The 22,835-nt window shown below is 44.8% G+C and carries 32 protein-coding genes; 16 read left to right on the top strand and 16 right to left on the bottom strand.

Annotated elements, in window-relative coordinates; genetic code table 11:
* Positions 1–721 (bottom strand): hypothetical protein (locus QUB56_RS32555; RefSeq protein ID WP_332960488.1); only part of this gene is annotated, 721 nt, incomplete at its 3' end.
* Between the two features lie 197 nt (positions 722–918).
* Between QUB56_RS32555 and QUB56_RS32550 the strand changes: the two genes are divergently transcribed.
* Positions 919–1,131: a hypothetical protein gene (locus QUB56_RS32550; RefSeq protein WP_332960487.1), complete on the top strand. Its 213-nt coding sequence runs from the start codon at positions 919–921 to the stop codon at positions 1,129–1,131.
* 236 nt (positions 1,132–1,367) lie between these two features.
* Here QUB56_RS32550 and QUB56_RS32545 read toward each other — a convergent pair whose 3' ends face one another.
* Entirely contained in the window at positions 1,368–2,219 is an 852-nt protein-coding gene (locus tag QUB56_RS32545) for a hypothetical protein (protein ID WP_332960486.1), read from the bottom strand.
* Between the two features lie 1,256 nt (positions 2,220–3,475).
* On the opposite strand from QUB56_RS32545, the gene QUB56_RS32540 reads away from it, so the two are divergent.
* The 3 genes from QUB56_RS32540 to QUB56_RS32530 all read left to right on the top strand — a co-directional run bounded on the left by QUB56_RS32540 (position 3,476) and on the right by QUB56_RS32530 (position 5,400).
* On the top strand, positions 3,476–3,619 hold the full coding sequence (locus QUB56_RS32540; RefSeq protein ID WP_332960485.1) for a hypothetical protein: 144 nt from the start codon (positions 3,476–3,478) through the stop codon (positions 3,617–3,619).
* A 481-nt stretch (positions 3,620–4,100) separates the two neighbouring features.
* The gene (locus tag QUB56_RS32535; RefSeq protein WP_332960484.1) at positions 4,101–4,310 is read left to right on the top strand and encodes a hypothetical protein; all 210 of its coding nucleotides are present in this window, start codon (positions 4,101–4,103) and stop codon (positions 4,308–4,310) included.
* Positions 4,311–4,857: 547 nt separating this feature from the next.
* The gene (locus QUB56_RS32530; RefSeq protein WP_332960483.1) at positions 4,858–5,400 is read left to right on the top strand and encodes a hypothetical protein; all 543 of its coding nucleotides are present in this window, start codon (positions 4,858–4,860) and stop codon (positions 5,398–5,400) included.
* 89 nt (positions 5,401–5,489) lie between these two features.
* Here QUB56_RS32530 and QUB56_RS32525 read toward each other — a convergent pair whose 3' ends face one another.
* Positions 5,490–5,744 (bottom strand): hypothetical protein, encoded by a 255-nt coding sequence (locus tag QUB56_RS32525; protein ID WP_332960482.1) that lies wholly within the window; start codon positions 5,742–5,744, stop codon positions 5,490–5,492.
* Between the two features lie 27 nt (positions 5,745–5,771).
* A complete protein-coding gene (locus QUB56_RS32520; RefSeq protein WP_332960481.1) occupies positions 5,772–6,098 on the bottom strand; it encodes a hypothetical protein in 327 nt (108 codons plus the stop codon).
* Positions 6,099–6,330: 232 nt separating this feature from the next.
* On the opposite strand from QUB56_RS32520, the gene QUB56_RS32515 reads away from it, so the two are divergent.
* From QUB56_RS32515 to QUB56_RS32505, 3 genes are read left to right on the top strand one after another with little or no spacing between them, the layout of a single operon-like run.
* Positions 6,331–6,615, top strand: coding sequence for a hypothetical protein (locus QUB56_RS32515; protein ID WP_332960480.1), 285 nt, complete (start codon positions 6,331–6,333; stop codon positions 6,613–6,615).
* Positions 6,612–7,502, top strand: coding sequence for a hypothetical protein (locus tag QUB56_RS32510; RefSeq protein ID WP_332960479.1), 891 nt, complete (start codon positions 6,612–6,614; stop codon positions 7,500–7,502). The genes QUB56_RS32515 and QUB56_RS32510 overlap by 4 nt, the downstream gene beginning before the upstream one ends.
* Entirely contained in the window at positions 7,499–7,807 is a 309-nt protein-coding gene (locus tag QUB56_RS32505) for a hypothetical protein (RefSeq protein ID WP_332960478.1), read from the top strand. Before QUB56_RS32510 ends, QUB56_RS32505 begins: the two co-directional genes overlap by 4 nt.
* A 578-nt stretch (positions 7,808–8,385) precedes the next feature.
* Here QUB56_RS32505 and QUB56_RS37500 read toward each other — a convergent pair.
* Entirely contained in the window at positions 8,386–8,508 is a 123-nt protein-coding gene (locus QUB56_RS37500) for a hypothetical protein (protein WP_445243425.1), read from the bottom strand.
* A 340-nt stretch (positions 8,509–8,848) separates the two neighbouring features.
* Between QUB56_RS37500 and QUB56_RS37495 the strand changes: the two genes are divergently transcribed.
* From QUB56_RS37495 to QUB56_RS32470, 8 genes are all read left to right on the top strand, one after another.
* The gene (locus QUB56_RS37495; RefSeq protein ID WP_445243424.1) at positions 8,849–9,748 is read left to right on the top strand and encodes a DNA cytosine methyltransferase; all 900 of its coding nucleotides are present in this window, start codon (positions 8,849–8,851) and stop codon (positions 9,746–9,748) included.
* The gene (locus tag QUB56_RS37490; protein ID WP_445243426.1) at positions 9,654–11,042 is read left to right on the top strand and encodes a DNA N-6-adenine-methyltransferase; all 1,389 of its coding nucleotides are present in this window, start codon (positions 9,654–9,656) and stop codon (positions 11,040–11,042) included. Before QUB56_RS37495 ends, QUB56_RS37490 begins: the two co-directional genes overlap by 95 nt.
* A 56-nt stretch (positions 11,043–11,098) precedes the next feature.
* Positions 11,099–11,644 carry a hypothetical protein gene (locus tag QUB56_RS32495; protein WP_332960476.1) on the top strand — a complete coding sequence of 182 codons (546 nt, stop codon included), beginning with the start codon at positions 11,099–11,101 and terminating at the stop codon, positions 11,642–11,644.
* Positions 11,645–11,809: 165 nt separating this feature from the next.
* Positions 11,810–12,274 (top strand): hypothetical protein, encoded by a 465-nt coding sequence (locus tag QUB56_RS32490; protein WP_332960475.1) that lies wholly within the window; start codon positions 11,810–11,812, stop codon positions 12,272–12,274.
* A 110-nt stretch (positions 12,275–12,384) separates the two neighbouring features.
* Positions 12,385–13,107 carry a hypothetical protein gene (locus QUB56_RS32485; protein ID WP_332960474.1) on the top strand — a complete coding sequence of 241 codons (723 nt, stop codon included), beginning with the start codon at positions 12,385–12,387 and terminating at the stop codon, positions 13,105–13,107.
* Entirely contained in the window at positions 13,104–13,307 is a 204-nt protein-coding gene (locus QUB56_RS32480) for a hypothetical protein (protein ID WP_332960473.1), read from the top strand. The genes QUB56_RS32485 and QUB56_RS32480 overlap by 4 nt, the downstream gene beginning before the upstream one ends.
* Positions 13,304–14,314 carry a metal-dependent hydrolase gene (locus QUB56_RS32475; protein ID WP_332960472.1) on the top strand — a complete coding sequence of 337 codons (1,011 nt, stop codon included), beginning with the start codon at positions 13,304–13,306 and terminating at the stop codon, positions 14,312–14,314. The genes QUB56_RS32480 and QUB56_RS32475 overlap by 4 nt, the downstream gene beginning before the upstream one ends.
* Positions 14,311–15,171 carry a hypothetical protein gene (locus QUB56_RS32470; RefSeq protein WP_332960471.1) on the top strand — a complete coding sequence of 287 codons (861 nt, stop codon included), beginning with the start codon at positions 14,311–14,313 and terminating at the stop codon, positions 15,169–15,171. The genes QUB56_RS32475 and QUB56_RS32470 overlap by 4 nt, the downstream gene beginning before the upstream one ends.
* An 11-nt stretch (positions 15,172–15,182) precedes the next feature.
* Here the strand turns inward: QUB56_RS32470 and QUB56_RS32465 are convergent, their stop codons facing one another.
* Positions 15,183–15,545: a hypothetical protein gene (locus tag QUB56_RS32465; protein WP_332960470.1), complete on the bottom strand. Its 363-nt coding sequence runs from the start codon at positions 15,543–15,545 to the stop codon at positions 15,183–15,185.
* Positions 15,546–15,548: 3 nt separating this feature from the next.
* On the opposite strand from QUB56_RS32465, the gene QUB56_RS32460 reads away from it, so the two are divergent.
* Positions 15,549–16,151, top strand: coding sequence for a thermonuclease family protein (locus QUB56_RS32460; protein ID WP_332960469.1), 603 nt, complete (start codon positions 15,549–15,551; stop codon positions 16,149–16,151).
* Positions 16,152–16,304: 153 nt separating this feature from the next.
* Here the strand turns inward: QUB56_RS32460 and QUB56_RS32455 are convergent, their stop codons facing one another.
* The 10 genes from QUB56_RS32455 to QUB56_RS32410 all read right to left on the bottom strand — a co-directional run.
* Positions 16,305–17,192, bottom strand: a complete 888-nt coding sequence (locus QUB56_RS32455) for a hypothetical protein (RefSeq protein ID WP_332960468.1) — start codon at positions 17,190–17,192, stop codon at positions 16,305–16,307.
* A 228-nt stretch (positions 17,193–17,420) separates the two neighbouring features.
* The gene (locus QUB56_RS32450) at positions 17,421–19,412 is read right to left on the bottom strand and encodes a UvrD-helicase domain-containing protein (RefSeq protein ID WP_332960467.1); all 1,992 of its coding nucleotides are present in this window, start codon (positions 19,410–19,412) and stop codon (positions 17,421–17,423) included.
* Positions 19,413–19,715: 303 nt separating this feature from the next.
* Complete coding sequence (locus QUB56_RS32445; protein ID WP_332960466.1) at positions 19,716–20,315, bottom strand: HAD-IIIA family hydrolase; 600 nt, start codon at positions 20,313–20,315, stop codon at positions 19,716–19,718.
* A gap of 65 nt (positions 20,316–20,380) precedes the next feature.
* A complete protein-coding gene (locus tag QUB56_RS32440; RefSeq protein WP_332960465.1) occupies positions 20,381–20,599 on the bottom strand; it encodes a hypothetical protein in 219 nt (72 codons plus the stop codon).
* Between the two features lie 93 nt (positions 20,600–20,692).
* Entirely contained in the window at positions 20,693–20,875 is a 183-nt protein-coding gene (locus tag QUB56_RS32435) for a hypothetical protein (RefSeq protein ID WP_332960464.1), read from the bottom strand.
* Between the two features lie 68 nt (positions 20,876–20,943).
* Positions 20,944–21,102 (bottom strand): hypothetical protein, encoded by a 159-nt coding sequence (locus QUB56_RS32430; RefSeq protein ID WP_332960463.1) that lies wholly within the window; start codon positions 21,100–21,102, stop codon positions 20,944–20,946.
* On the bottom strand, positions 21,099–21,602 hold the full coding sequence (locus QUB56_RS32425) for a hypothetical protein (RefSeq protein ID WP_332960462.1): 504 nt from the start codon (positions 21,600–21,602) through the stop codon (positions 21,099–21,101). Before QUB56_RS32425 ends, QUB56_RS32430 begins: the two co-directional genes overlap by 4 nt.
* A gap of 36 nt (positions 21,603–21,638) precedes the next feature.
* A complete protein-coding gene (locus tag QUB56_RS32420) occupies positions 21,639–21,854 on the bottom strand; it encodes a hypothetical protein (RefSeq protein ID WP_332960461.1) in 216 nt (71 codons plus the stop codon).
* A gap of 66 nt (positions 21,855–21,920) precedes the next feature.
* Positions 21,921–22,526 carry a hypothetical protein gene (locus tag QUB56_RS32415; RefSeq protein WP_332960460.1) on the bottom strand — a complete coding sequence of 202 codons (606 nt, stop codon included), beginning with the start codon at positions 22,524–22,526 and terminating at the stop codon, positions 21,921–21,923.
* 65 nt (positions 22,527–22,591) lie between these two features.
* Positions 22,592–22,835, bottom strand: a 244-nt coding sequence (locus QUB56_RS32410; protein ID WP_332960459.1) for a hypothetical protein, incomplete at its 5' end; no start/stop codon positions are given.

Below are 22,835 nucleotides of genomic sequence, written 5' to 3'. Positions count from 1 at the left end.
AGTCGTCTACAATCCAATCAAACCCCAAACAATAATCCTTAATCTGCTGATTTCCGGTAAATCCTAAGTAATTCAAAACCGCATAACCGTGAGTGCAGAATTGCTCCGAATTAGGCTTTTTCGTGTCGTATTTCGTGCAACTGCATTTGATAATGTTGGGATGCAGGTCGCAGTAATGAATAGTGCTAGAACCTTGAACTGCAAAACTATAAGCATCAGTTCTCATCACCGTTAACTTAAAGGCGTTTTGCTTCTTGTAATTATCTAATGTTTGCTGGTAAATGTTGCCTTTGATGTATTCAGAAAGTTTGGAGATACCCAAATTTTTAAGAACTGCGTAACCGTGCTTGCAAACCCCAGCTTTTGCCAAAAATTTGACTTGATTCTTGTAATCTTCACAGTTGCAGGTGATGCTGTCAGGTCTAATTGTGGCGATATACTTAGACTTTTTCTTTTCATTGATGACAGCGAACACATTAGGCATCAAACGATCGACTACCAACTCCTTAGATTGGCTGCGTCTCCAGTCGGCAAAATGAAAGAGAAAGTCAAACTTTTTCCAAAAACGGGGACGTTTGCCCTTGACAATAACAAAAATGATTGAGCAATCAAAAGGGCGGTTGAGTGGCCATTTTTCGAGGCGAGTTACTGCGCTTTGGGCAACATTCAGCATTCTAGCTACTGCTGATTTGCTGTAGATGTAATCTTCAGATTGAATCATGATATAATGCCTCTAATTAACTAATTGTTGAAAGCAGGGGCGTTACTAGCGCTTGCTGCTTTTTTCTTGACTCTTTTATAATAACGCAGTCTACCGCGTAACACAATTGATTTTAATATTTCTTTACAATTGATTTCGCGGTCTACCGCGATATACCTGTGCTATGATTCTGTTGTCAACAATTAGTAATTAGTAATATGGCACCGCCTAAAGGTAGTAAAAACGGGCAAGCAGCTTGGGTTGGACAGTTTGAGCCTGCTTCAGAACCTAAGGTGAAGATTGACAGCAAGGTTCCTAAATCGATCGCAGAAAGATTTTTAGCAGTATTAAAGCCAGGTGAATCAAGATCGGCCGCAGTTGTCAAAGCAATCGAGCTTTTCATCCAATACAGAGAAGCCGAAATCAATTAAAAATAAGTTTTATAAAACTAGAGAGTTTTGATCGAGTGCGATCAAAACTTTTTTTATTTGCCCGGGCCGCGCCAGCGGGCCGGGCCGGCCGAGGCACGAGGCCAACCGCTGGCGCGCTAGCGACAGCGGCCAGAGGCTCGGAGAAAAGAGCAAGGACTGCACGATCGGCAAACAAGACCGCGGCAACAAAAAACCCCCGGTGAAAAACCGAGGGCACCAACCAAGCCAGCTAGCAGCTAGAAGAGAGAAAGCTGCACCGGAGCACCCCGAAAGAACCAACCGCCCCCAACCGGAGCAAAACCCCAAGCAGCCGGGGGCGGAAACCCAAACACCAAGCAAGGCAGCCCAGAACCGACAGCAAAAGCCAGCGAGGCCCAACTACCCGACCCAGAGCCACAGAAGCAGCGAGACGACGAGGCGGACGGCAGCAAGCCAGCCGGACAAGCAGCAGACGGAAACGAAACCCACAACCCACGCGACCCCGCTGCAGAAACAACAGCCAACACAACAGCAACCGACCGGGCCGCAAACGCCCCCCGCCCGGAGCCAAAAGACGCAGCCCGCAGCACCGAAGCCCCAGGCAACAAGGCCCGGAAAGCCGCGTCAACGCCCGCGGCGCAACCGACGAAAATCGGAGGTCCGAAAGGAGGGGCTACAGCGGCCGCAGCCAGGGAAACAGCAGACGGGACAGAGGAACGAGAGCCGGAAAAACCAACCGCACAAGCGCAAACCAGGGCAGACCGCACGAAAGCTGGCAAGGACGCAGCCAGCGGAGCCCGGACAGGCAAAACACGAAACACCGAACACCGAGGGCGACGCAAAAGCCGCACGAACACGGGCACAGACACGCCCCAACCGCCAAACGCACGACGCACCCGGCAAAAAGGCAGCGACAGACCCGACGCAACCGCAGAGGCAAAACCGTCGGCAAGCGAGGCAGACGAGAAGAGGCAGACACAAACCCAGCGGGAGAAAGAGCGAGGCGAGGGGCGAACAAAGGCAAAACGAAAGCCCGAAACCGCAGAGGCCAGAGTGGAAACCGCAGCAGGGGCTGGGGCAAAAACGGAACTAGGAGAAGACTGGCGCATAGAACTAATTAACTAACTGTTGACAAGCGGAAGTGGGGGAGGGGGGGAAGTAACGCACAACAAACAAGCGAAGAGAGAAAAAACCCCTTCCCCCGCTGGAGCGGCTAGGAAACCAAGCTCAGCCCCGCTCCGGGATGCGGGAACTTTGCTGGCTGATGGAAACTTGCTCGGCTGCTGTCTTTATCCCGGTAAAAACTCTCGCCTTTCCTCATTTCCTTATACAATTATAACGCGGTAGACCGCGTAATACAAGCTATTTATTATTAGAATAAGTTATACCCTTTCTCTCCTTTTTTTCTCTTATTCCTCTTCCCCAAATATAGTTTTTGGCCGCCCAAGATCGTGATAAAGCAGATATGTCAAGGCCAAAAGTGCCAACAAAAAAAATGCGAAGCATCCACTTAAACAGGCACTTTTGATTTATTTGCCTTGAGATATCTGCTACGCTAGAGCTTATGCGGCCAAAAACGGCTGGGTAAGCCGAAGAATTTGTATAGTTCTTATTAGAAAATGTAGTCTTTCGCAGCTCGCCAACGAGTAATATTCAGGGCTTGTGAAGGGACTTTGCTGTCTGCGAAAGACGGTCGGGTTATGAATACTCTTTGTGTACTTCGATCGATAAAAAACACGGAGGTTTTTTTCGGGGGACGGCGAAGTGTAAGGGCGATCGGAACAACAGATCAGACCCCCGAAAAAAGCCGCAGTAACCTTGTAGTTTTCAGACTTTGGTGCTGACGAATAGGATTGCAAAAACTTGATTTAAATAGTGGAGGCTCGGAGCGGCCGCTCGGGGCCGGAGCGGCTGGGGCGACAGACTTTCCCTGCCCAGATACAGTGTTGGAGCGGCCGCCCTCACGAGAAAACTTTCGGGGAAGCCGATTGCGGCCGCTCGGACACGACAAACGAAGCAGATCCTGGACTACGCGATCGGCGACAGATTCTGTGTACCTCTTCTCCACAAAATAGGTGTGCAGCTCGCTCACGAGTAGGCTCTAGGGCTTGCAGACAGACTTTGCCTTCTGCACACCGGCATTTGCTGGTGCAGTCAATTGCAGCTCGCTCACAGATAACCTTGAGGACCTGCAGACAGACTTTGCTTTGCTGCAATTGACGGTCGGGTAAGTAGATAAACTTTTGGCGCTTCGATCGAACCAAAACGGAGGTGCTGGAAGGGGGAGGGCGAAGTGCAGGACGATCGTGCGATCGACTAGACCCCCTTCCAGCGCCGGAGTATCCGTTTAGTTCTCATCTGTTCGATGCAACCGACGGCTCGCGATCGACTGTCGATCGAACACAGCGAAAAACGTCTCAAAGGACGCTTTTATCAGTTGCTCTTTCTCCCATTTAACGACGGCTCGGACAAATTGATCGACGCTCACTCCTTTCCAGCGCGGGAGTAACGGTTTAGTTTTCATCGCTTGGACTTGCGATAATATTCTCTCTAAGAAGCGCACCCGGTTGCGTTTTTGGATTTGTCCAGTGATTTGTCCAGCGCATCACTGGACAAGCTGAATTAAAGGGTGATCTCACTTTTCACTGCGAGAGGACTGTAGAGAGCGGACTTTCAGCTAGGCACTGGGTTGTGAGGGACGATCAACCAAACTGCCCTGCCCAGGTATCTTCAGCACTCTGGGTTCAAAAAGACTAAACTGCTTCAATTATTTCCGCAAAAATTATTTTCTTAGCCAAAATTAAATAATTTGACTCAAAAAGACTGTTGATTTGAAGAAAAACGAAGACACAATTGTAAGATTTATGTCTCTAATCTAGTGATAAAATCCTTGACATACTATATAGCAAATACCAGAATATGGTAATGGGATAAGGCAATTTAAAGTCTAATTTCAACCGAAACAAGTTAATTTAGGAGTAAATTTTTCAATGGCTAGAATTAAAATCCACAACCTAAATTGCGAAAATCAAAATCGCGAAAATCAAATGGTCGAGTTAGATGAAAAACAGCTCTTTAACGTCTTAGGAGGACTGGAGAGCTGGCACGTTTATCATGCTCCGGATGGTACTGTAATTGCCCGTGAGTGGGAAAATGATGGACTAAATACTCTTGAGCATCATTATCCAACAGTGCACTAGAGTTCCACTTGATCTACAAACAGATGTTAAGCTAACGCTCTCTTGAACTTAGGCAAATCATGCTCCGAAGCCTCTAAAGTAGATTTTACTTTCCCCTCGTTTTCAGGCTCTGACTGCTTGGAAACGAGAAAAGGGGATTTGCTATTCGGCATATCTTATTATCTTTCAACCCAAAATAACCCTTGGGTTGATTTTTTGTGATTCTTTTTAAGGGGAACAATAAAAGAGGCAAGAGAAAGCAAATAAAGAATAATATGCTTTAATTATTTTCTCAAAAATCCAGTTTTTTAAAAAGATACAGCTACCAAGATTTTTATAGGAGTGGCTGTAAGTGTAATATCTAACAGACTCAATGACTGACGCCCCAGCAACGCCCGTCGCTACATAGTTGAAGCAATAAAGCCCTCTGATGCTTATCAGAGGTCTATTCGATCTTTGATACTGGGTCTGCTTTGAATAATCTGAACATATCGTAACTTGTTCGCCGGACGTTCACTGAACAGGTTACTATATGTTCACCGGATGTTCAGTGAACAGCTTAAAAACCATGAATGAGATTAACAAGTTCCCGGTAAAAGATTTACCAAGCCGTTACAACGTAGGGCGTACAGCACTTTATGCTAGATTCACCGCGGCGCTTATCACACCAGAGAAAGATGGTACTCGATCCTATATTTCTGGTGAAGAGTTAGAAGAGCTTGATCGGCTTGACTCGCACCTCAAAACTGGCGGTAAACTAGAGGATTTTCAGCCGGCAAATAATCAGTCATTAGTCGTTAGTCAAGAGTCAGCAGTTAACGGAACACCCACCGCCGACAACTTTAACGAAACCCTGCAACTCGTGGAGGCGATCGCCCGACATTTTCAGCAGCAGCGCGACCCGCTGCAACACTATGCGGCACTCGAACGGGCGATCGCTAGCGGTTGGCTGTTGTCCACATCCGAAGTTCGATCGCTCATTGGGACTAAGCCGCACGGTGATCGATTTCAGCATGGCAGCTTCGTCTTTGTCAAAAGCGGGAAGATTCGGAATCAGGCAGCGTGGAAAGTTTTAAAAGTTGTAGAGGGCAGTGGCAGTTATAAGGTTTAATCTAAAGTCTAAAATCTAAAATCTAAAATCTAAAATCTAAAGTCTAGTTAACCACATCCCCGGTGTTTGCAGCACGCGGGGATACTATATTAATTACGAACACTACTCTTTAAGTTGCGTAATTCAGCAGCAATTTTTTCTATTTGCTCTGCTAACTTCTCGCACTTTCCACCTACACTAATTGTGTTGTTAGTAACGCAACCGTTACCCATTATCACTACTAGACCTGAGCCTTCAAGAATTTTATTAATCAGCTCCGATTGCTTTTCAGCAGGAAGTTCACGAATAAGCTTATAGATTTCTTCCACAGAAGTCTTACCAGATACTAAAGGTTGTTGTTCCATATTTTCACACCCTAACCAAACAAAAAATTATATACGCACCAAGGGCGATCGCGCATTACTACGCTTCCTTAGAACAGAAGCGATTTCATCCATAAGATCGGCAAGTTCCGACTCAGTGAGTGAAGAAACTGTCGGAATGCGATCGTTATTGCCATTCATCAAACTATAAAAATGGCGACGAACTTCTAAAGGCAATGCTCCGATCATCGCTTCAAGACTATCTGAATATACACGTTGCTTCCCCCGGCGAAACTGGCTAATCATCTGCATACTAACGCCGGACTGCTCAGAGAGCCACTTTGCCGAAATTCCGTAATCGTCCAAACTCCGATCTAGAGCTTCACAAAACTTCATGAATTTTAATATCCCAATTAAGTATTTGCTGAATTTTTACTGTATTATTTCAGTAATGGCTTAAATTTTTTTAGATAGCCTAATTTACTTATAGCATGACTCTGACAAAAAAGGATGTTGCAATAGCAACAAGAATCTCGCAGCGCTCAGTACCGCAAAAATTGAGCAAACGGGTACAAACACCCCAAACTCAATCAGGGCAAGGCAAATACTCAGCAAAGAGGTATTAGCCATGCGAGGAAAAAAAGTAACCCCTAGATTTGAAGAACCTGCCTCCAGCAAATTTGACCCAGATTTTCCTTGTTGGGTACTTTCTTCAAGATTTGGAGGAAGCCACGGATGCTTAATGAATGCAATTGATGAACTGTTTGAACATACTAATGCTTCAGACTATTACAGCAAGTCTCAAGTAATAGATGCCTGCTTAAAGTTTGGTTACTTTGGCTATGGAAACTTTGCCATCTACTATTTGCCTCAAAGCAATACCTCTTCTTTGAATCTGATGGAGGGGAAGTGAAAAACATCATTGAGGAAGAAAGCAGCCAGCAGCAAGAGCTTTACGTTCAAATTAGAGACGACATTGCCGACCAGATTATCAAACACGGGCTGAGCAAAACCGAGTCAAAGCTTTTTTTCTACTTACTCAAACTTGACCGCTTTGGAGATAGACCCGCAAAAATCAAAGTTGCCGAGATTTTACTTGCAACGGGCATCGGCAAAACTGCCTATCACGCTGCAATAGCTAAGTTTGAGGCTATGGGCTGGTTTGACTTTAAGCATTCAGACGTTGAAATTAGCAACTACTGTATGCCCGGAAGAAAGCCTACTAAGCCAGAAATTCAGTCCGAATTACCGGATTCTCGGTTCGGAATCCCGGAAAAAAAGTTCGGAAAAGCGAACTCTAAGTCCGCAAAAACGAACTCGAATTTCGCAAAAGCGAACCAGAAGTTCGGAAAAGCGGAAAATGAAGCGCTAAAACCTTCTCCCAGTAAGGGTTCCACAGCGCCTCAGACTATTCAGACTTCTTCAAACTCTTATAAGACTAATCAAACTCTCTCAGAAGCAACGAGAGAGAGAAATTTAATTCTTTGGAAAAATTTTGAAGAACACGATCGGAACGAAATCCGATGTTATGCGCGATCGGTAGCAATTCCGAAACTTCCAATTAAACCGACTCTTGAAGAAAACTGGATAGCTTCTCATTGCGAGGAACTGGCAAATCAATGCCAGAGAGACTTTGAATTTCAGAACTCTTACTACGAACTTCAAAATTCTTATCGGGATAAACTTTCCGCCAATTCTCCGCCTGTAGAAAAAGCAGTTAGACATTCACCCAGTGCAGCAGTAATGGGGCAGTGTCAGTGTGCACAGTGCAATCCCGTAGAGGAGGAGGTGTTGTGGTGAGTACCTATCCAACATCATGGGAAATTCACCCAGATAAGCAGCCAGATTTAACCTACGACGACTGGCATCGGGGGTTCAGTGATGCAGACGATCGGCTTTATCCGCAACATCCGCACAATCAGGCTTACATAATGGGTTGGCTTGAATGTTTCGGGATGCAAGCTGGTTATGCAAATCAACTGCCTACAGTCAACGATGAATCTTATTTAGAGGGTTACGAACAAGCGCAGTTTGAGCGAATTTGTCACAGTCCCAATCAACCAGACATCCGAGAAATCAGGGGAGAAATTAATCATGATAATTAAGGGGAACAATGGAAAAGCATCAGCTCGCAAGCGTCAGCCTAAGTCTGCACCTAGCAGTTCCAAATCGAAACGATCGATGGCTGTACCAAAAAATCCTGTTTCTCGTGACAACGGCAAAGCGGCCAACGAACTGGAGGGAAATATCGTTTGTGCTCAGGGCGGAGCCTTGGAAGGTGCAACAGGCGATCGAGTTTTGGAGACGCCGGGGATTAGTGAAGATACAGCAGGGGACGATTTATCCAGCGAGTCATTTGAACTGACTGCTATTACTCTTCATCAGCCCTGGGCTTCATTAATTGCTAAGGGTTACAAGCAGTATGAGACTCGTGATTGGCCGACTAATTATCGCGGTCTGATCGCAATCCATGCGGGGCGTAAACCCAAAGGCAAGCAAGAATTTCGGGAACATGACAAAGTTCTAGCATCCTTTAAGGATTTGTTGAATGAAGATTGTCCTTATTCCTCAGTAATTGCGATCGCCGAACTAACTGATGTGATTCTTATGACAGAGGAATTCATCAACCAACAATGTCCAACAGAACTGCGCTGCGGGGATTGGAAAATCGGTCGCTATGCGTTCAAGCTTGAGAACATTCGGGCGATCGAACCAATTCCCGCCACTGGTAAACAAGGTTTGTGGAAATGGAAAGTTGACCTTGAAAGCGGTAAATATGATGGCGGAGAATCAGAAGAAGACTCACAAATCTTAGGTTTAAGAAAGCGTTTTTTTGAACTTTTGCTTGTTCATAGAGATGCTTCTGCTATTTCCAAAAGTGATGAATTACAACCTTGGAACCCTAACGATTTTGGAGAATTACAACACATAGCAGAAGCTGACGGGCAGCTCAATCTGCTGGAGTGGTCGGACAGCGAACCGCCAGACCCAGATGATTACAAATCTGTTACAGAATTTGCGTTTGCTTACGATCAATGGAAGGAAGCTCAAACTAACAAAACTCAAGAATTACCACCTGTCTTTACAGCACGAGAAACATACGAATTAATGACAGGGAATGACGCAAGTGAACTAACGGAGGAATCATGCAATCAATTGGTGGATGGCTTGACCTGTGCTCAGGAATCGGGGCCGGCTTCCCCTACGCCGGAATCAAATTGTGGGGAAGAAGCCCCGACATCTTCTGTGAATGGGACAGTTACTGTCAACGACTCCTTAAAATCAGATTCCCTGGAACAAAGCAACTTGCCAATATCAAACTTGTCAACTTTACCAGCGAAATCGCCATCCCCGATCGACCAAAAATTATCACCGCTTCCCCTCCCTGCCAACCCTTCAGCAATGACGGAAAAAGACGCGGAGCCGACGACCACCGAAACTGCTTCCCCGACGTGCTCAGAGCAATTGCAGAATTGCAGCCAGACTTTGCAATCATTGAGAACGTTGCCGGACTCCTTAGTTGCCCTTACTCCCCCGGCGACAAACCAGGAAGTTACTTCGGATTTATCCTCGACTCCCTATCCTCGATCGGGTTCGATGCAGAATGGCAGTGTCTTACCAGCGCCCACTTTGGCAGCCCCTGGAGTCGAGAGCGAATCATTATTGTTGCGATCGCCCGGAGCACTCTCATCAACTGGGGAAACACGACCCCCTGGCAAGAGCAGACTCGAAACACAATTAAATCAATTGCAGCTTATCCAGGATGGGGAAGTGGCGGCCCCGGAATTCCTCGAAGCTGGGTTCGATTTGCCGACCGGGTGGACAAATCCACAGGAGAAGAGAACAGCGCTCGAACTGGCGCAAGTCCAGGCGCAGCAGTTGCAGAGCGACCACAAATCGGAGTCGCCAGCCGTGACGGAGACAACCGCGATCGAAGGGAAGCCTTGGGCAATGCCCTCGATTGGAGAGTGGCTGCCATCGGACTCAAGCGAGTTGAGTATCTCAGTCAGCTTGCCGCCAAACATCGGAGCGCTGACGAAGAATGAACTCATTTCAATGGCTGGAGAGCAACATCAATTTATCTCCTGCATCGAGCGCAAGGAATTTGAGCTTGCCTTAGAAAAGCTTTACAGAGCTCGGCTGACTGGTGTTTATCTCCAAGAATTCAAGAAAAAATGCCAGCATGGGGAGTTTCAGAATCAACTAAAGCGAGCTGGTATTGGAGAGCGATCGGCTCAAAACTACATGGTGATTGCTAAAAACTGGGAAATTGTGGAAGCAAAAGCGAAACTGGTTGCGCTTTTGACAGAGGAAAATCAGCCAGCGATCGGGCTGAAGTGGGCCCTTGAAACTGTACGGGATGAGAAAAAGCAGCTAAAATCGGCTGCACCACCCAAAGATTCTGACAATTGGAAGACGCCGGAGACTAAAGAACAACCAATTGTTAGTTTAGTAAAACAAGCATTAGGCGGGAAAATTTACCTCGATCCGTGTTCTGATTCGGGATGCAATATCCCGGCAACTATGAGGTATTTCAAATGGAATGACGGACTTGCCAAACATAATATTTGGGAAAAAACAGTCTTTGTCAACCCACCGTTCTCTGACCCATTCCCGTGGGTTGAGCGGTGTTGCCTGGAAATTGCGCGAGGCAGCGTATCTGCTGCAATCATGCTTTTGAAAGCTGGCACTATCTCCAATGTTGGAACTGGTGAACTGATTAACAAATACGCATCTGCTATTTGCCACTGGAGAGGTAGAATCAACTTCTTAAATGACGAAGGCAACGCAGTTAAAGGCAGCGATTTTGATTGCGCCTTTATCTACTTCGGTGCTCGGCTTGACTTGTTTAGGCAAGCATTCGGCGGGCGTGGAACCATTGCGACGATCGAAAATCACTACAGCTCGGTTAATAAAAAGCACCTGCTTAAAAGTGAAGTCCCAGAATTTGGCAACACTCAAGCAGAGCAAAAACAGCTTGCAGCCGCTGTAGGTTTGGGTAATGGTCGATCGGTTTTGCCCGATATGCGGGATGCTGATCGAGCACTAGCTGAAAGGTATGATCCGCACACAGTCGTAGATGTGCCCTCAATACCAACAACAATGTCGCCAACAATTCCAGCACCACCCATATCTGAAAATCTTGCCCAGCCTATTGCCGAGCCGGAAATCTTTGACGAGACACCGCTGGCAACTAGACAATTCGAGACAGCAAAACAGAACACTTTGAACGATTACATCACCGCAATAAGCAGCAACCTCTCCGAATTCAGCAATGATCAAATTGCATTTTTGGCAAAGATTATTAACGAAGAATCTGTCAAAAGAATAGGATTTTGATTGTAACGGGGGAGTTTTCCCCCTTTTCCTTCTCCTTCTTCCTTCAATGAAATGAAATGATAAAAATAACTTACGCACAAGAGTGCGATCGAAATAGTAGGAGAACTAGCGGCAGTTACTTTTATGTAAGAACTCACTCTCTTAAAGAGTTTGAGTTTAGGGGTAAGTGGTATTTAGAAGAGGGAGCAACATTTAGTGTATATCGCTCTGAATATCACTATTACCCTTTATCTATTGAATTCTGGATCTGCTCTGTAAGCGAAGATTTTGAGCAAAACAGAATCAGTATTTACCCTAGTGGAAACGTTGCATCAGTCTCAGGCAAATTTAGAATAATTGCGGAAAGTAACAGCAAAACTTACGCGCCTCGCCTTATGGAATGGTGGAATAAAGGCGACGGTTCGATCGAATATGCAGAGCTGTGTGCGAAATATCTGAAGCCACGTATCAAAGAAATTCCCCAATTCGAGTTAGAAAAATTGCGATTGCCACAGCCGGCCGACACAGATGCAGTGCTGGGGGGTGATGCAGCTTTTCAGAAGTGGCTGTCCACGGCTGCTGTGCTCGGTGGGAAAAGAGCAAGCCAACAAAAATCTGGCTAAGTATAAAAACTTACTAAAAACTTTTTCTTAATTATGGGAAATCACTGATCTATACGGAGAGGGAGTTTCCAGAAATTTTTAAGCTTTTCCCGGAAAAGGTGATTGATTTTTTTCTGGCGAGTTTATATAATATGCACAGTCCATTTAAAAAAAATTTTCAGATTTATGGAAAACAACTGGATAACACCGGAAACTGTACAAAAAGAGCTAGGTATCGGAAAACACCAATATTATGATGTACTCACTGAATTAGGAATTAAAGCACATAGGCATAAAGGGCGAGCATATCTAGATGCCGATCAAGTGCAAAAATTGCGGGATTACTTGGGTGGACAGACTGCGATCGCAACTGTAGATAATGGAGAATTATCAATTAATGGGGATGAGGTAATAACCGAGGAAGTTTCCGATCAGGAAGCAGAGGATTTATATTGGGAAGCGGCAGAGTTGGCTGCTAATCGGCTTAAGTTAAGAAATTTAGTAAAGCTGAATTTAGCATCAAAAATAGATTACGAAAGACTGCCTCCTGAATTACAAGAAGACGTTAGAAAAACGGCTGATGCAGCTAATTTAAATGTGGGAAAGTTGGCGGATCGAATCGCGAACAAAATTTACGAGAGACATCAGTAAATGTTGCAGTTGCATCGGCAGAAGCAACAGAAAAATCCACAGTAACCAAAGTTTGTGAAATCCTCCGCAGCGGTCATTGCTGCATCGTCACCGGAGAGCTGGGAACTGGATTGGAAGATGTAGCAGCGGGCATTGCTCTGGAATTAGCGGGAGAGTTCTCAATCGCTGTGGCTGTTTATAAAGGGAGCGGGAAAAAGTTCTTTCAACAGCTAGCAAAACAATTAGATATAGCGACTGAGATTGAAGATGATAAAGGCAGGGTGAAGCAACTTACCCTCGAGCAATTGAAAGAAGAAATCGCACTCAACATCCCCACTGATGCGCTGTTGTTGCTGCCCGAGGCAAAACGGTTAACCACTGGTATTAGATTTTGGTTGGAGGATCTAATCGAAGCTGGTTGCAGGGTTTGTTGCTTCGCTGTCAACAACCCCGGTCGCGATATCTTTATTGAGATGATCGAAGTTGAATTAGAGTTGCCAAGCGATCGGGCAATCCGCGAAGCAATGCAGGATGAAGCTGCAAAAATGGGTTACAACCTAACAGCAGCTCGACTTTCCCAACTACAACCGCTGGCTGGTCGCAATCCCATGTTGGCTCGCAAGGTGGTTCGCCAAGAAAAGCTCGGCATCAACCAACCAGTGGAGCATCGCCAATATTTGGTAATGATGCCAGTTTTGCTGACAGCACTGTTCAGCTTTGCGGTCATTAGATACATCGGTATGGGAACAGGGAACAAAAACTGGCAGATTTTCGGAGGTGTGAGCTTAACTGTGGCTATGGCAGCCAAGCAGTTAGGACGGGTTGAAGGTGCCAAAAAGAGGTTAGGGCAATGAGGATTAAAGGGATTCTTGCTACGGAAGCGCACAAGCTTTCCCCCGAACAATGGGTTAATATTTATGAACTCAGCACCTATCAGGCTGAGTTTTATGATTGCTGTCAGGTAAAAGATTTAGATTTAGATGAGCCCTCAGAATATGGTCTAGAGCTAATAGAGGAAGGAACATTTATTGAGCAGGGGGAAGCTGTGAAATGATGGCTCTAACTCATGCAATTATTTCAACTGCTGGAATTTCATTAATTCTCACCACCAACGATCCGATACATCTAGCACTGGTGATCGCAGGCAGCCAACTGCCCGATCTGGATACGAGCACATCGGCGATCGGACAAATCCTATTCCCTATTTCTAATTGGATCGAGAATCGATACCCACATCGCTCGATTACTCATTCGTTGATTGCAACAGTGGCGATTGCAGTTTTTGCTAGCCCGCTTTACTTTTACGCAGATTGGAAAACTTGGCTTTGTTTGCCATTAGGGCATTTAATAAGCTGTTTTAGCGATGTATTTACCAAGCAAGGGGTGCAGTTATTTTGGCCGCATCCCGCCTGGTGTATTAGTGTCAGCAATCCCCACAAACGGCTCCAGACAGGAGGAACTGGGGAATACTGGGTACTCGCGATTGCAATAGCGGTACTTGCGATCGCACTCAATTTAAGCAGCAGCGGCGGTCCCACAGCTTTTGTCGGCAACACTCTGGGATTAAGAGTAAACGCTGTTGATAAATACCAGCAAAACTCAGCATCAAACCACGTCTGGGCTGAAATTTCCGGTACTTTCGCCACCGACTCAAGCAGGGCAGATGGGAAATACTTTCTCGTTGCCGCCGATGGAAACGAGTTTATAGTCAGTAGTCAGAAAGGACAAATTTATAAAACTGGCGAAAACATCATCAGCGATCGCTTAATAGTCGAAGTCGGCAAACTTGCATCATCGTCTGTGCAATCACTCGAATTTGATGAAGAAGAATTTTCAATAGTACCGATTCCAAATGCAGCGGTATTTATCAGCGGTGAAGTTCTCGTTGACGATCCAGAGTTAGTTAAAATTGGAACAGACTCTAAGCAGTTTACAGTTGCCAAGTTAACAGGCGATAGCCTTACATTTACTTACTGTCCTTTGGAGAAAGCGATCGCACTACTTAAGGATCAGATAATTTCAGGGTCAATTGAAGCCAAAATATTTAGCCCAAAACCATGAGAGAATTTTTAGCCACAATCTTCGGTGCTGGACTTTTAAGCTTCCCCCTATTGGGGCAGATATCACCGCCATTACTTCAGAAATCATCACCAACCACATTGGAGTTAAAGAAGGAAACCACCACAAAGTCAGTTAAACGCCATCGGGTCAACATTCAGGTTGTGAATCTGACCGATTTAAAAGTTGCTGAAAATTCCCAAGTTACACAGGGGCAGGTACTCAGCGATCGCACTGAGGAAAGACAATCACTCGAAGCTCAGAAAGAACAGATCGAGATATCCATCAAACAGTTATCAACACCACTCAGCCAAGTTGCTGAACTCCCTTCGGGTAATTTCTCAATTCAGGAAGCTGCGATCGCGCGCATCAAAAGCGAAATGGAATTGATAGATAGTAAGCCCTCACTGCCCGCAACCCCAGCCCCATTTTTTAGGTTTAAAGACGAGAAATTAAGGAACCTTTTTGAGGCAGAAAAGATAAATAAAATTGCTGACAGCATTAGAATCGAAGCCTCTGAGCGAGCTAAGGTGAGTGAAGCAAAAGCCAAACTAGCTCTCGAATTGAATCAGGCGATCGCCGCCCTGGACAAAGCCAGATCCGATTATCAACACCAGCAATATCAACACTCACTCAACTTAATCAGGCAGCAAACCGAGATGCAAAGACAACAATATCAAGCCGCGTCTCTGATTGCTCAAAAGCAGGAAATCGAGTCGAAATTAGCAGAGATTACACAGATAAAATCCCCCGTCTCTGGAAAGATTCGGAGGATTAAAAATCTGGGTCAAAAGGATAGACAGATTAACTTAGAAATTGTTATCGATGTTAGGCAAACTGACCCGACATCGAATAATTAATTCGATCGCCCTCAACAAACAGAGACAGCCCATATCGACCCGGTGCAAGCTGAAGCTGCAGGCTTGAGCCATATTCGATCGAACCAAACTAAAGCATTGCCAGCAGAATCAAACTGTACTACCTCGGCAATTGTTTGAGGATCGAGATTCAAATTCAAAGCTAGCGGTTGCATCAGGTTAAATCTGATTCGATCGACAGAATCCCATTTACCCTGTCGATTAGTTCCGCCGAGTTGTCCATTAATCAGAAAGTCGTCCGTAGCTTCAATTTTCCCCAGCTTTGGAGTTAAGTTCCAATCACTGCTAAAGTCGTTGCGAGCAATTGCTCGCCCGTTGCCTGTCAAAATATCCATACACCTTAAAAAAGTCAGCATTATATGAACTTTCAAAAATTTATCAACTTTTTACCAATAATCGCAATCGTTGCGCTCACCTGGTATGGTCTACAACCAAAAACGTCTCGCGAGACGCTTTTATCGGTTCCAGGAAATCAATCAGCAGCTATTCAAATTCCCAACGGGGAACCCGATCCAGATCCAACAGCATCTTTGTCAGAGTATGAGGTTGTAGCAAATTCAGTTTACGACGGCGATACACTGCGGGTTCGATCGTCCGACGGGCAGGTGCTCAAGGTGCGCTTTGCTTGTGTAGATGCGCCGGAACTCAAGCAGCCGCTGGGGCAAGAATCCAGAAACTATCTGCGCTCGATAATCAATGAAGCTGGCGGCAAAGTTAAGGTGCAGATTGTTGATACCGATCAATATGGGCGATCGGTTGCTGAATTGTGGACAAAATCAGGGCTGTTACAGTCTCGCATGGTCGCAACAGGCATGGCTTTTGCATACGATCAATATGCTAAAAATTGCCCTAACTGGGAGGCTGTGAAAAGTGCAGAGAAGACTGCGATCGAATATAAATTAGGCGTGTGGCGATCGCACAATTTCCAGCGACCCTGGGATTGGAGAAAAGCTAATCGTTAAATTACTGTTTGACTGCGATGGTAGCGTAGGGGAAGTTACTGCTAAGGCAAAAAGATATTACTTAGCTAAAACAGACTTAAGTAATGTAGTAGTCTGAAACAAAGTTGATAGTTAAATCATATTTTTTCTACATTACTTAAGTTTTGCCAGTTACTAAAACAATCCTGTAATAGTATTAGTCCTAGCTTCTAGATTAAGTGGGAAAGCATTGTCGGAGCTTACCAAGTTAAACCTACCCTGTATTTCATCGCGACGGTTAAGAAACCATGTGTTGTCTTCATCAAGCCAGCGCCGGGGAACAGTCCTACTAAAACTATAAGTTCCATCGCCGGTAATTTCCTGGCCAGAAAATCCGAATAAGTAATCATCAGCTCCGCCTTCAAACAAGCCACGACCATCTATTCCCCATACGTTAGATTGGAGGGTGAAATCAACAAGATTAAAGTAAATAAGAATTTTAACCAATGGAGTTAACTCAACTTTGACAGTTGTAGTGACCATCGCATGGCCCGGTATACTAGTAGAAAGATTGATGCTCAGTTGGGGCTGGCGTAAAGCATTCACCGTGTAGCCGTTGAACATGCCGTTGAATATGCCATTGGACATAGCGTTGTTCGCCATACCAGTAAGAGGATCAAAGGCTGTTCTTTCTTGAAGGGAGGGATTACTTGAGATAATAGAATCTCTTGAGTTTGCTTCTTGAAGGGAGGGATTACTTGAGGTGAGAGAATCCCTTGAGTTTGCTTCTTGAAGGAAGATAGAATATTCTGAGGGAAGAGAATATTCTAAGGGGAGAGAATATTCTGAATCGAGAGAAACTGCTGATGCGAGAAAACCTTCTGAGGGGAGAAAGCTTTCTGGGGGGAGAGAATTTTCTGGGAAGAGAAAGTTTTCTCCAGGGAGAATAAAATCTTCCTCTGGAGCGAGAGGATATCTTGGGAAGATAAGATCCTCCTCTGGGGCGAGAGGATATCTTGGGAAGGTAAGACCTTCTTCTGGGACAAGAGAACGTTCTAAAATTTCTGAGTTGTTTCGGCTCATAAAAGTTTTTTGCCTAATGGGTTTGGTAGCATCATCGCACAATTCCTTGCTGATGAGTAAAATTACTCAAATTTAGTCCAAAATCGCCCTGTAGCTAAATCTTCCGCTTCTATAAGGGTTACAGATTTGATAAAAGTGGAATAAACCCGGCAGCGGTGTGAGGGGTTGAGGTGGCTAGGAGCAATTGCAAACGGTGCGACGGGTCACTGATTATTCGCCCAAGGAAGCTTACCAAAGCATTGCTTCTAGGGCTTGAATAATTTCGAGTATTTCACTCTGATCTAGCTCACTGGCAATTTTGAGGATTTTTTCTTTGTGATTGGCTTTCGTGCCAATGTTCCCGGTTTTGAGTTTGCGACCGCTCTTACCAACTCTCTCCTGAATTTCTGGCAAAAGCCCCTCTTCTTGTAAGTGCTTACGGTGCTTGCTAACAGTGGGTGCGCTTACACCGCAAAAATCGGCGATCGCCCGATCGCTCTTGCTTTGCCACTCTGGAGAGAGAAGAGCAGCGCGTACTTTTTCGTGCAAACCTTCAATCCAATTCTTCAGCTTCTCCTTATTGTTGGGTTGCTGTAAAGGGTTTACAGTTTTCTCTTTTGTTTCTGGTTCGGGTTCCGGTTTTGGCTCTGCCTCTGTCTCTGCCTCTTCCTTCGCCTCTGTCTGCAGCCAGCTTGCTTTACCTACTACATACAGTTCTGATTTGCTGCGAGTCAAGGCAACGTAGAGCAAGTTATATTCCTGCTCCAACTGCCAGCCCTCCTGATTGCGCCACACCATAGGTAAATCATTGGGGCTAATGATGAAGATGCGATCGCCTTCCAACCCCTTCGCACGGTGGCACGTTGAGAGAGTGATGGGTGAGTTTTCGTCACTAAATAAACTGTCAATGTAGCTTTCCAGATGCGCGATGCAGGTTGCTTGAGGTTGTGATTTATAGATTTCTGTTAACGCTTCGAGCTTGTCTTTGAGCACTTCGCACAACTGTTCTTCATTTTCCAGCCCTTCGTAGCGCTCTTGTTTTGCTGTTCTGTAAGCGCTTACAGCATCATTGAATTGGCTGTACCGAAATCCCGGCATTTTAGCAATTTCCTGAAGATCGAGTTTGATTAATTCCCCGATCGCTCTCCCTTTCACTGTGGCGGCAATTCCTCTAGCAATTAATCTGATGCAAAGCTTTACCAGCGGGGCGGTTTTTCGACAGATCACCATGTCACCGGTGGCTAGTCTACAAGACTTATCACTCCATAAATCTGCCTCAGTTATAGCTTCAATTTTTCCCTCAATTGCATTAGCTTTCGCAATCATGGGAATTTCTGGAAAATTTTTCTTGACTAACTCAATGTGACTCTTGGGGCAACGGTAACAGATTGAGAGCGGCAGTTCTATTGCTTTGGTTCGATCGAGAATATTTTGATAGCTGTTACAGTCCGCGCCAGCAAAGCCCATTATCGCTTGATGCGGATCGCCAACGAATAGCAAGCGACCGTCATTGCCAGTAAAGCTGATCGCTAGTTCTAGCTGTACTGAATTTAAATCTTGGCACTCGTCAATAAGTACGAATTTATAGGGTTTAAACCAACGCTGCTGGTTTAGCTTCCATTTTACGGGTAGCCAGATTTGATCTGTAAAATCAAATCCAGTTTTCTTCCGAGCTAGATTTTCACCGATTTTTAAACATTCTGCGATCGCATCTGCGACTATCGAAAATTCGTAGATATCAGCCATCTCGAAATGCTTGCAAATTTTCTCGACAATTTCTGGTACTGGTTCAGAATTTGTTAGGCGTACTAAATCTATTAATTGTATAAAGTCTTCATTTTTTTCAATTGCATCGTTAAGTTGTAGCAAGCCATAATTTCCTCGTTTTCCTATGAAACCTAATCCTTCGGCAATTTTTTTGTACTTATTACCTGAAACTTCTACATCGTAAGAATTCTGAATTGATAAGTGCTTTTTAACCAAAGTCCATCCTGCACTGTGTAAAGTGCTGATTGATTCTTTCCACTCATTGCCAAATTTGGCAATCAAATCAAGAGAATTGGCTTTACCAAAAACGCAAATTTTGATTTGTGAGGGTTTGATGCCAGCTTCTTGTAGTGCGATCGCAGCAAGCCTAAGAGTTGTCGATTTTCCACTTCCAGCTACTGCATTGCAGCAGCCGTGACCTTTCCCGGTTTTTACCCAGTCAATAATTCTTTCTTGGTATAACGAGACTTGCATATATGTAGCTTATACTGTAAACCACTTACAGTATAAGCTACTTCTTATTATAAAGTCGAAGTTTTATAACAGCTTTTTTAAATTAAAGCGCGATCGAATAAAGCTTGGTTTGTCCATCGCCTCACTGGACAAATGAAAAGCGCAACCGGGTGCGCTTCTTGGAGAGAATATTGTCGCAAGTCCAGGCGTTGACAACTAAGCTGGCGCGGTTCGGGCTAAAAAAAGTTTCGATCAAGTGCGATCGAAACTTTCTAGCTTTAGAAAACTAATTTTTCTCTCCCAAAAGCGCAACCGGGTGCGTTTTTAGATATTCAGAAACTCCATTAATATGTTTGGTTCAATGTGTTGGCACTCAATTTCTCGCATACCTGGGCCCGCGAATTTAGCGTGCATTACTGAAGCCCAGATGAATTTAATTCCTGCAGCAGCAGCAGCTTGCTCATCTTCAGGTCTATCGCCAATCATCCAGCAGTTACTGGGGATTGCGTTGCCGTGATGATTAAGAATTCCTGCCTTTATCATTCCTGCCCCTGGCTTTCTAAATTGTCTGCAGAATTGGCTTCCCCAGCTAATGTGTATGGGCATTGCCGGATTTTCTCTTGATTTGAGCCAGCAATGATTTCCATCAAAATCAGGGCAAAAATAAATGCACAGCAGTTCGGGAAAAAGTTCTAGAGTAATTTGTTGCTCTTTTTCTGCATCAATCAACACTTTGTGTCCGGCTGCCACACCGCCTTGATTAGTAATACCAATCAGTAAAAAGCCTTTTTCTTGGTAGTAGCTTAGAGCTTTCTGTGTACCTTCGATCGGTTGTTGATCGTCGGGTTCATTGATGAAAGTTTTGCCAGATTTAGTGGTTCTTAGAGTTCCATCTAAATCAAAAAAAATTATTTTGTTAGCCATGATGATTTTCCTGTTGTAACGAGTAATCGCCCCTTTTATTGCTCCTGGCGATACTGAGCAGTTTGCTAAATTCCTAGTGCCGATCGAATTTGCTTAATTGTTTCGATGTTTTTGCCTAAGTATTTAGCGCATTCTCGATCGCTCATTGAATCACAATCGAGAATTTTTATCGCTAATTTAAAAGGTTCATCAAAAAGCTCGAAATTTTCGATGTTACCTTTTTCATGAATCCTTTTTAGGTAACTAGCATTTTCTGAAATTTTTCGATAAGTCCCTTCGTACATTTTGCCTCCTAATTGCCCATAAAAGCTAGGACAATCCCTGATAGGAATTTAGTGGAATTATGCGGGGCGCTACTCCCGCTAATGCGCTAACTGCTAGTTGGTTCCGTCAGGTTCAGAGAAATCGAAATATCCCTCTCCTTCGCATTCTTGGCATCCTTCCCCCTGACAAGAATCGCAGGTTTCAAAATCTTCAATTTCTACCAAATCCGTAGAATGCACGTCTTTTGGATCTTCATCTCGACCAATTGGGCGATCGCCACGCGGTACATAAACCATTGTATTTTCTCCTAACTAATTGTAAGTTTGCCACCCCTTTTAATGCTCCCGGTGATCTGAGCAATTGATTAATCTTCTTCAGTTTCCCAAATTACTTCCTCTTCAGTAATCTGGGAAGATTTTTCCTTTTCATCATCTTCTAAATTAGTAGGAGTTTCGGCTTCTTCTTCCACTAATTCAAAGCCTTCGTCATCGTCATCATCAAAGATGAATTTAAATCCCGTCATTGTGCAATCCTCCGAAATTGCAACGAATAACGGGCAGATTTGAGTTTGGGTACTGAGTGCAGCACCCGACTGTTGAAACTTATTACCTGCCCATGCTCTAACTCGTAATTTTGGCGACCCCAACGAAAGCGAGTAGTGGGTCGCTGCCCGAACAAGTTGGCAACATCATCGACCAAATTAATCAGAGTCACTGGCGGTTCAAAGCACTGCTTGTCCAAGTGCTCACCAATTTCGCCACCAATCTCGTAGCGATAGAGAAGGATTGAATCGGCTCCCGGCTCAAACCGATCGCGCAATGATGCGAGGTAAGCATCGGCTTCAATGGGTTCGCGATCGAATACATGAGAATTGTTGAAATAGAATTCAGCCTCTTTCCCCCACCATTTTTTAGTCCGGCAAGTTGTGCGGCCAGTAAATACTTCACTTTCTAAGGTTTGTCGATTGCACCAGCTCATCAAATAATCTGCGTAGAAAGGCTCAAGAATTGTGATAGTTTTCATGGAATTGATGGCGGTAGCGAACCGCCTAAACGCTAATTAAAAGGGACGCAAGCTATCTTCGATCGGCTCAGCCATTGCTTTTTCGTAAGCTGCTTGTTTTGCCGCTTCTTTAGCTGCTGCTTCTTCGTGCATCTGCTTGAAGTATTCCTGCCGTTCGGCTTCTCGGGCTTCTAGTTCTTCTTGGGTGCCAAATATGGCATCGTTTTCCTTTTGTTCTTCGGGTGTTTCGCCGTATTTATTTTTTGGGGTCATGGTGTTTTTTGCGAGTAAGTTTTTTCCGCCCTTTTAATGCTCCTGCGGCTACTGAGCAATTGAGTGCTAATTAGCAGGGGTCAAGGCTTGACGATTTTGAGTTAAAGCCTTGATTTCTTCTTTGGAAGAATGATCGAGGCAAACCATTCTGCTAGTTCCTTCCATGTCGTACAGGTTTGATCGTACTTGCGGATTATTCAGTACAGCGGCCGCTTGATCCAATGTTGTGTAATCTTTCCGCTCTTCCCATTCCCAAGTTAATGCGTAGTAGGGCCCGTTGTTGCCCACATATTTGGTAAAAGTTGGGATGAAGATTCCTGTAGCTGGCTCGATACCCTTGGATTGAATCGAAATAATTAAGCGGTTGAAATCGTTAAGAGACTGAGTTTTGATGTAAGTCACCATCACTACACCTTGGGGAAGTTCACCACTTTCCGCGATGAACCAAAGCTGACCCCACAAAGCTTGAGAAGTTTTACCCAAGTCTCCGAAGAACTTGGAGAATTTGATAATAGTCATTGAGCATTTGGAGCCGTACTCGGTATCACCGATGCACCATTTGCCAATCTGGCAGTTGTTGCGGACTGCCATCGGGATTTCAGGAACCAGCAAAGCATTAGCAGGCTTTGCTCCAAACACTGAAAATGCAGGGCGTTCTTGTGCTTTTGTCATGATTTTATTTTGGTTAATTTGACTTTTTTGGCGCGTTTTAAGGAGGCGCGCCCCCCTCAAATTAACTACAGGCTCCAACTTTGAGCAGTGAATAGACAATCTTTAGCATCTTGCTCTTCTGCTAGCTTTGCTGCTTCAATCGCCTCTCGTTCTGCTGCTAGTCTGTCAGTTTCTTCAGCTTCATCCTCGATCGCTTGGTTGAGTCTTTTAAACTCTTCTTCTTCAGCGTTGTAGTCGTCTACAATCCAATCAAACCCCAAACAATAATCCTTAATCTGCTGATTTCCGGTAAATCCTAAGTAATTCAAA

This window comes from Microcoleus sp. AR_TQ3_B6, assembly GCF_036702785.1.
GTDB lineage: Bacteria > Cyanobacteriota > Cyanobacteriia > Cyanobacteriales > Microcoleaceae > Microcoleus.
The sequence above is the reverse complement of the archived record's forward strand: the minus strand, read 5'-3'. Positions and strand labels throughout refer to the sequence as shown.

Bases quoted from the DNA above. Each gene is read 5' to 3' on its own strand.
- QUB56_RS32550 (WP_332960487.1), top strand. From the start codon at position 919: ATGGCACCGCCTAAAGGTAGTAAAAACGGGCAAGCAGCTTGGGTTGGA.
- QUB56_RS32545 (WP_332960486.1), bottom strand. From the start codon at position 2,219: ATGCGCCAGTCTTCTCCTAGTTCCGTTTTTGCCCCAGCCCCTGCTGCG.
- QUB56_RS32540 (WP_332960485.1), top strand. From the start codon at position 3,476: ATGCAACCGACGGCTCGCGATCGACTGTCGATCGAACACAGCGAAAAA.
- QUB56_RS32535 (WP_332960484.1), top strand. From the start codon at position 4,101: ATGGCTAGAATTAAAATCCACAACCTAAATTGCGAAAATCAAAATCGC.
- QUB56_RS32530 (WP_332960483.1), top strand. From the start codon at position 4,858: ATGAATGAGATTAACAAGTTCCCGGTAAAAGATTTACCAAGCCGTTAC.
- QUB56_RS32525 (WP_332960482.1), bottom strand. From the start codon at position 5,744: ATGGAACAACAACCTTTAGTATCTGGTAAGACTTCTGTGGAAGAAATC.
- QUB56_RS32520 (WP_332960481.1), bottom strand. From the start codon at position 6,098: ATGAAGTTTTGTGAAGCTCTAGATCGGAGTTTGGACGATTACGGAATT.
- QUB56_RS32515 (WP_332960480.1), top strand. From the start codon at position 6,331: ATGCGAGGAAAAAAAGTAACCCCTAGATTTGAAGAACCTGCCTCCAGC.
- QUB56_RS37495 (WP_445243424.1), top strand. From the start codon at position 8,849: ATGCAATCAATTGGTGGATGGCTTGACCTGTGCTCAGGAATCGGGGCC.
- QUB56_RS37490 (WP_445243426.1), top strand. From the start codon at position 9,654: ATGCCCTCGATTGGAGAGTGGCTGCCATCGGACTCAAGCGAGTTGAGT.
- QUB56_RS32495 (WP_332960476.1), top strand. From the start codon at position 11,099: ATGATAAAAATAACTTACGCACAAGAGTGCGATCGAAATAGTAGGAGA.
- QUB56_RS32490 (WP_332960475.1), top strand. From the start codon at position 11,810: ATGGAAAACAACTGGATAACACCGGAAACTGTACAAAAAGAGCTAGGT.
- QUB56_RS32480 (WP_332960473.1), top strand. From the start codon at position 13,104: ATGAGGATTAAAGGGATTCTTGCTACGGAAGCGCACAAGCTTTCCCCC.
- QUB56_RS32475 (WP_332960472.1), top strand. From the start codon at position 13,304: ATGATGGCTCTAACTCATGCAATTATTTCAACTGCTGGAATTTCATTA.
- QUB56_RS32470 (WP_332960471.1), top strand. From the start codon at position 14,311: ATGAGAGAATTTTTAGCCACAATCTTCGGTGCTGGACTTTTAAGCTTC.
- QUB56_RS32465 (WP_332960470.1), bottom strand. From the start codon at position 15,545: ATGCTGACTTTTTTAAGGTGTATGGATATTTTGACAGGCAACGGGCGA.
- QUB56_RS32460 (WP_332960469.1), top strand. From the start codon at position 15,549: ATGAACTTTCAAAAATTTATCAACTTTTTACCAATAATCGCAATCGTT.
- QUB56_RS32455 (WP_332960468.1), bottom strand. From the start codon at position 17,192: ATGAGCCGAAACAACTCAGAAATTTTAGAACGTTCTCTTGTCCCAGAA.
- QUB56_RS32450 (WP_332960467.1), bottom strand. From the start codon at position 19,412: ATGCAAGTCTCGTTATACCAAGAAAGAATTATTGACTGGGTAAAAACC.
- QUB56_RS32445 (WP_332960466.1), bottom strand. From the start codon at position 20,315: ATGGCTAACAAAATAATTTTTTTTGATTTAGATGGAACTCTAAGAACC.
- QUB56_RS32440 (WP_332960465.1), bottom strand. From the start codon at position 20,599: ATGTACGAAGGGACTTATCGAAAAATTTCAGAAAATGCTAGTTACCTA.
- QUB56_RS32435 (WP_332960464.1), bottom strand. From the start codon at position 20,875: ATGGTTTATGTACCGCGTGGCGATCGCCCAATTGGTCGAGATGAAGAT.
- QUB56_RS32430 (WP_332960463.1), bottom strand. From the start codon at position 21,102: ATGACGGGATTTAAATTCATCTTTGATGATGACGATGACGAAGGCTTT.
- QUB56_RS32425 (WP_332960462.1), bottom strand. From the start codon at position 21,602: ATGAAAACTATCACAATTCTTGAGCCTTTCTACGCAGATTATTTGATG.
- QUB56_RS32420 (WP_332960461.1), bottom strand. From the start codon at position 21,854: ATGACCCCAAAAAATAAATACGGCGAAACACCCGAAGAACAAAAGGAA.
- QUB56_RS32415 (WP_332960460.1), bottom strand. From the start codon at position 22,526: ATGACAAAAGCACAAGAACGCCCTGCATTTTCAGTGTTTGGAGCAAAG.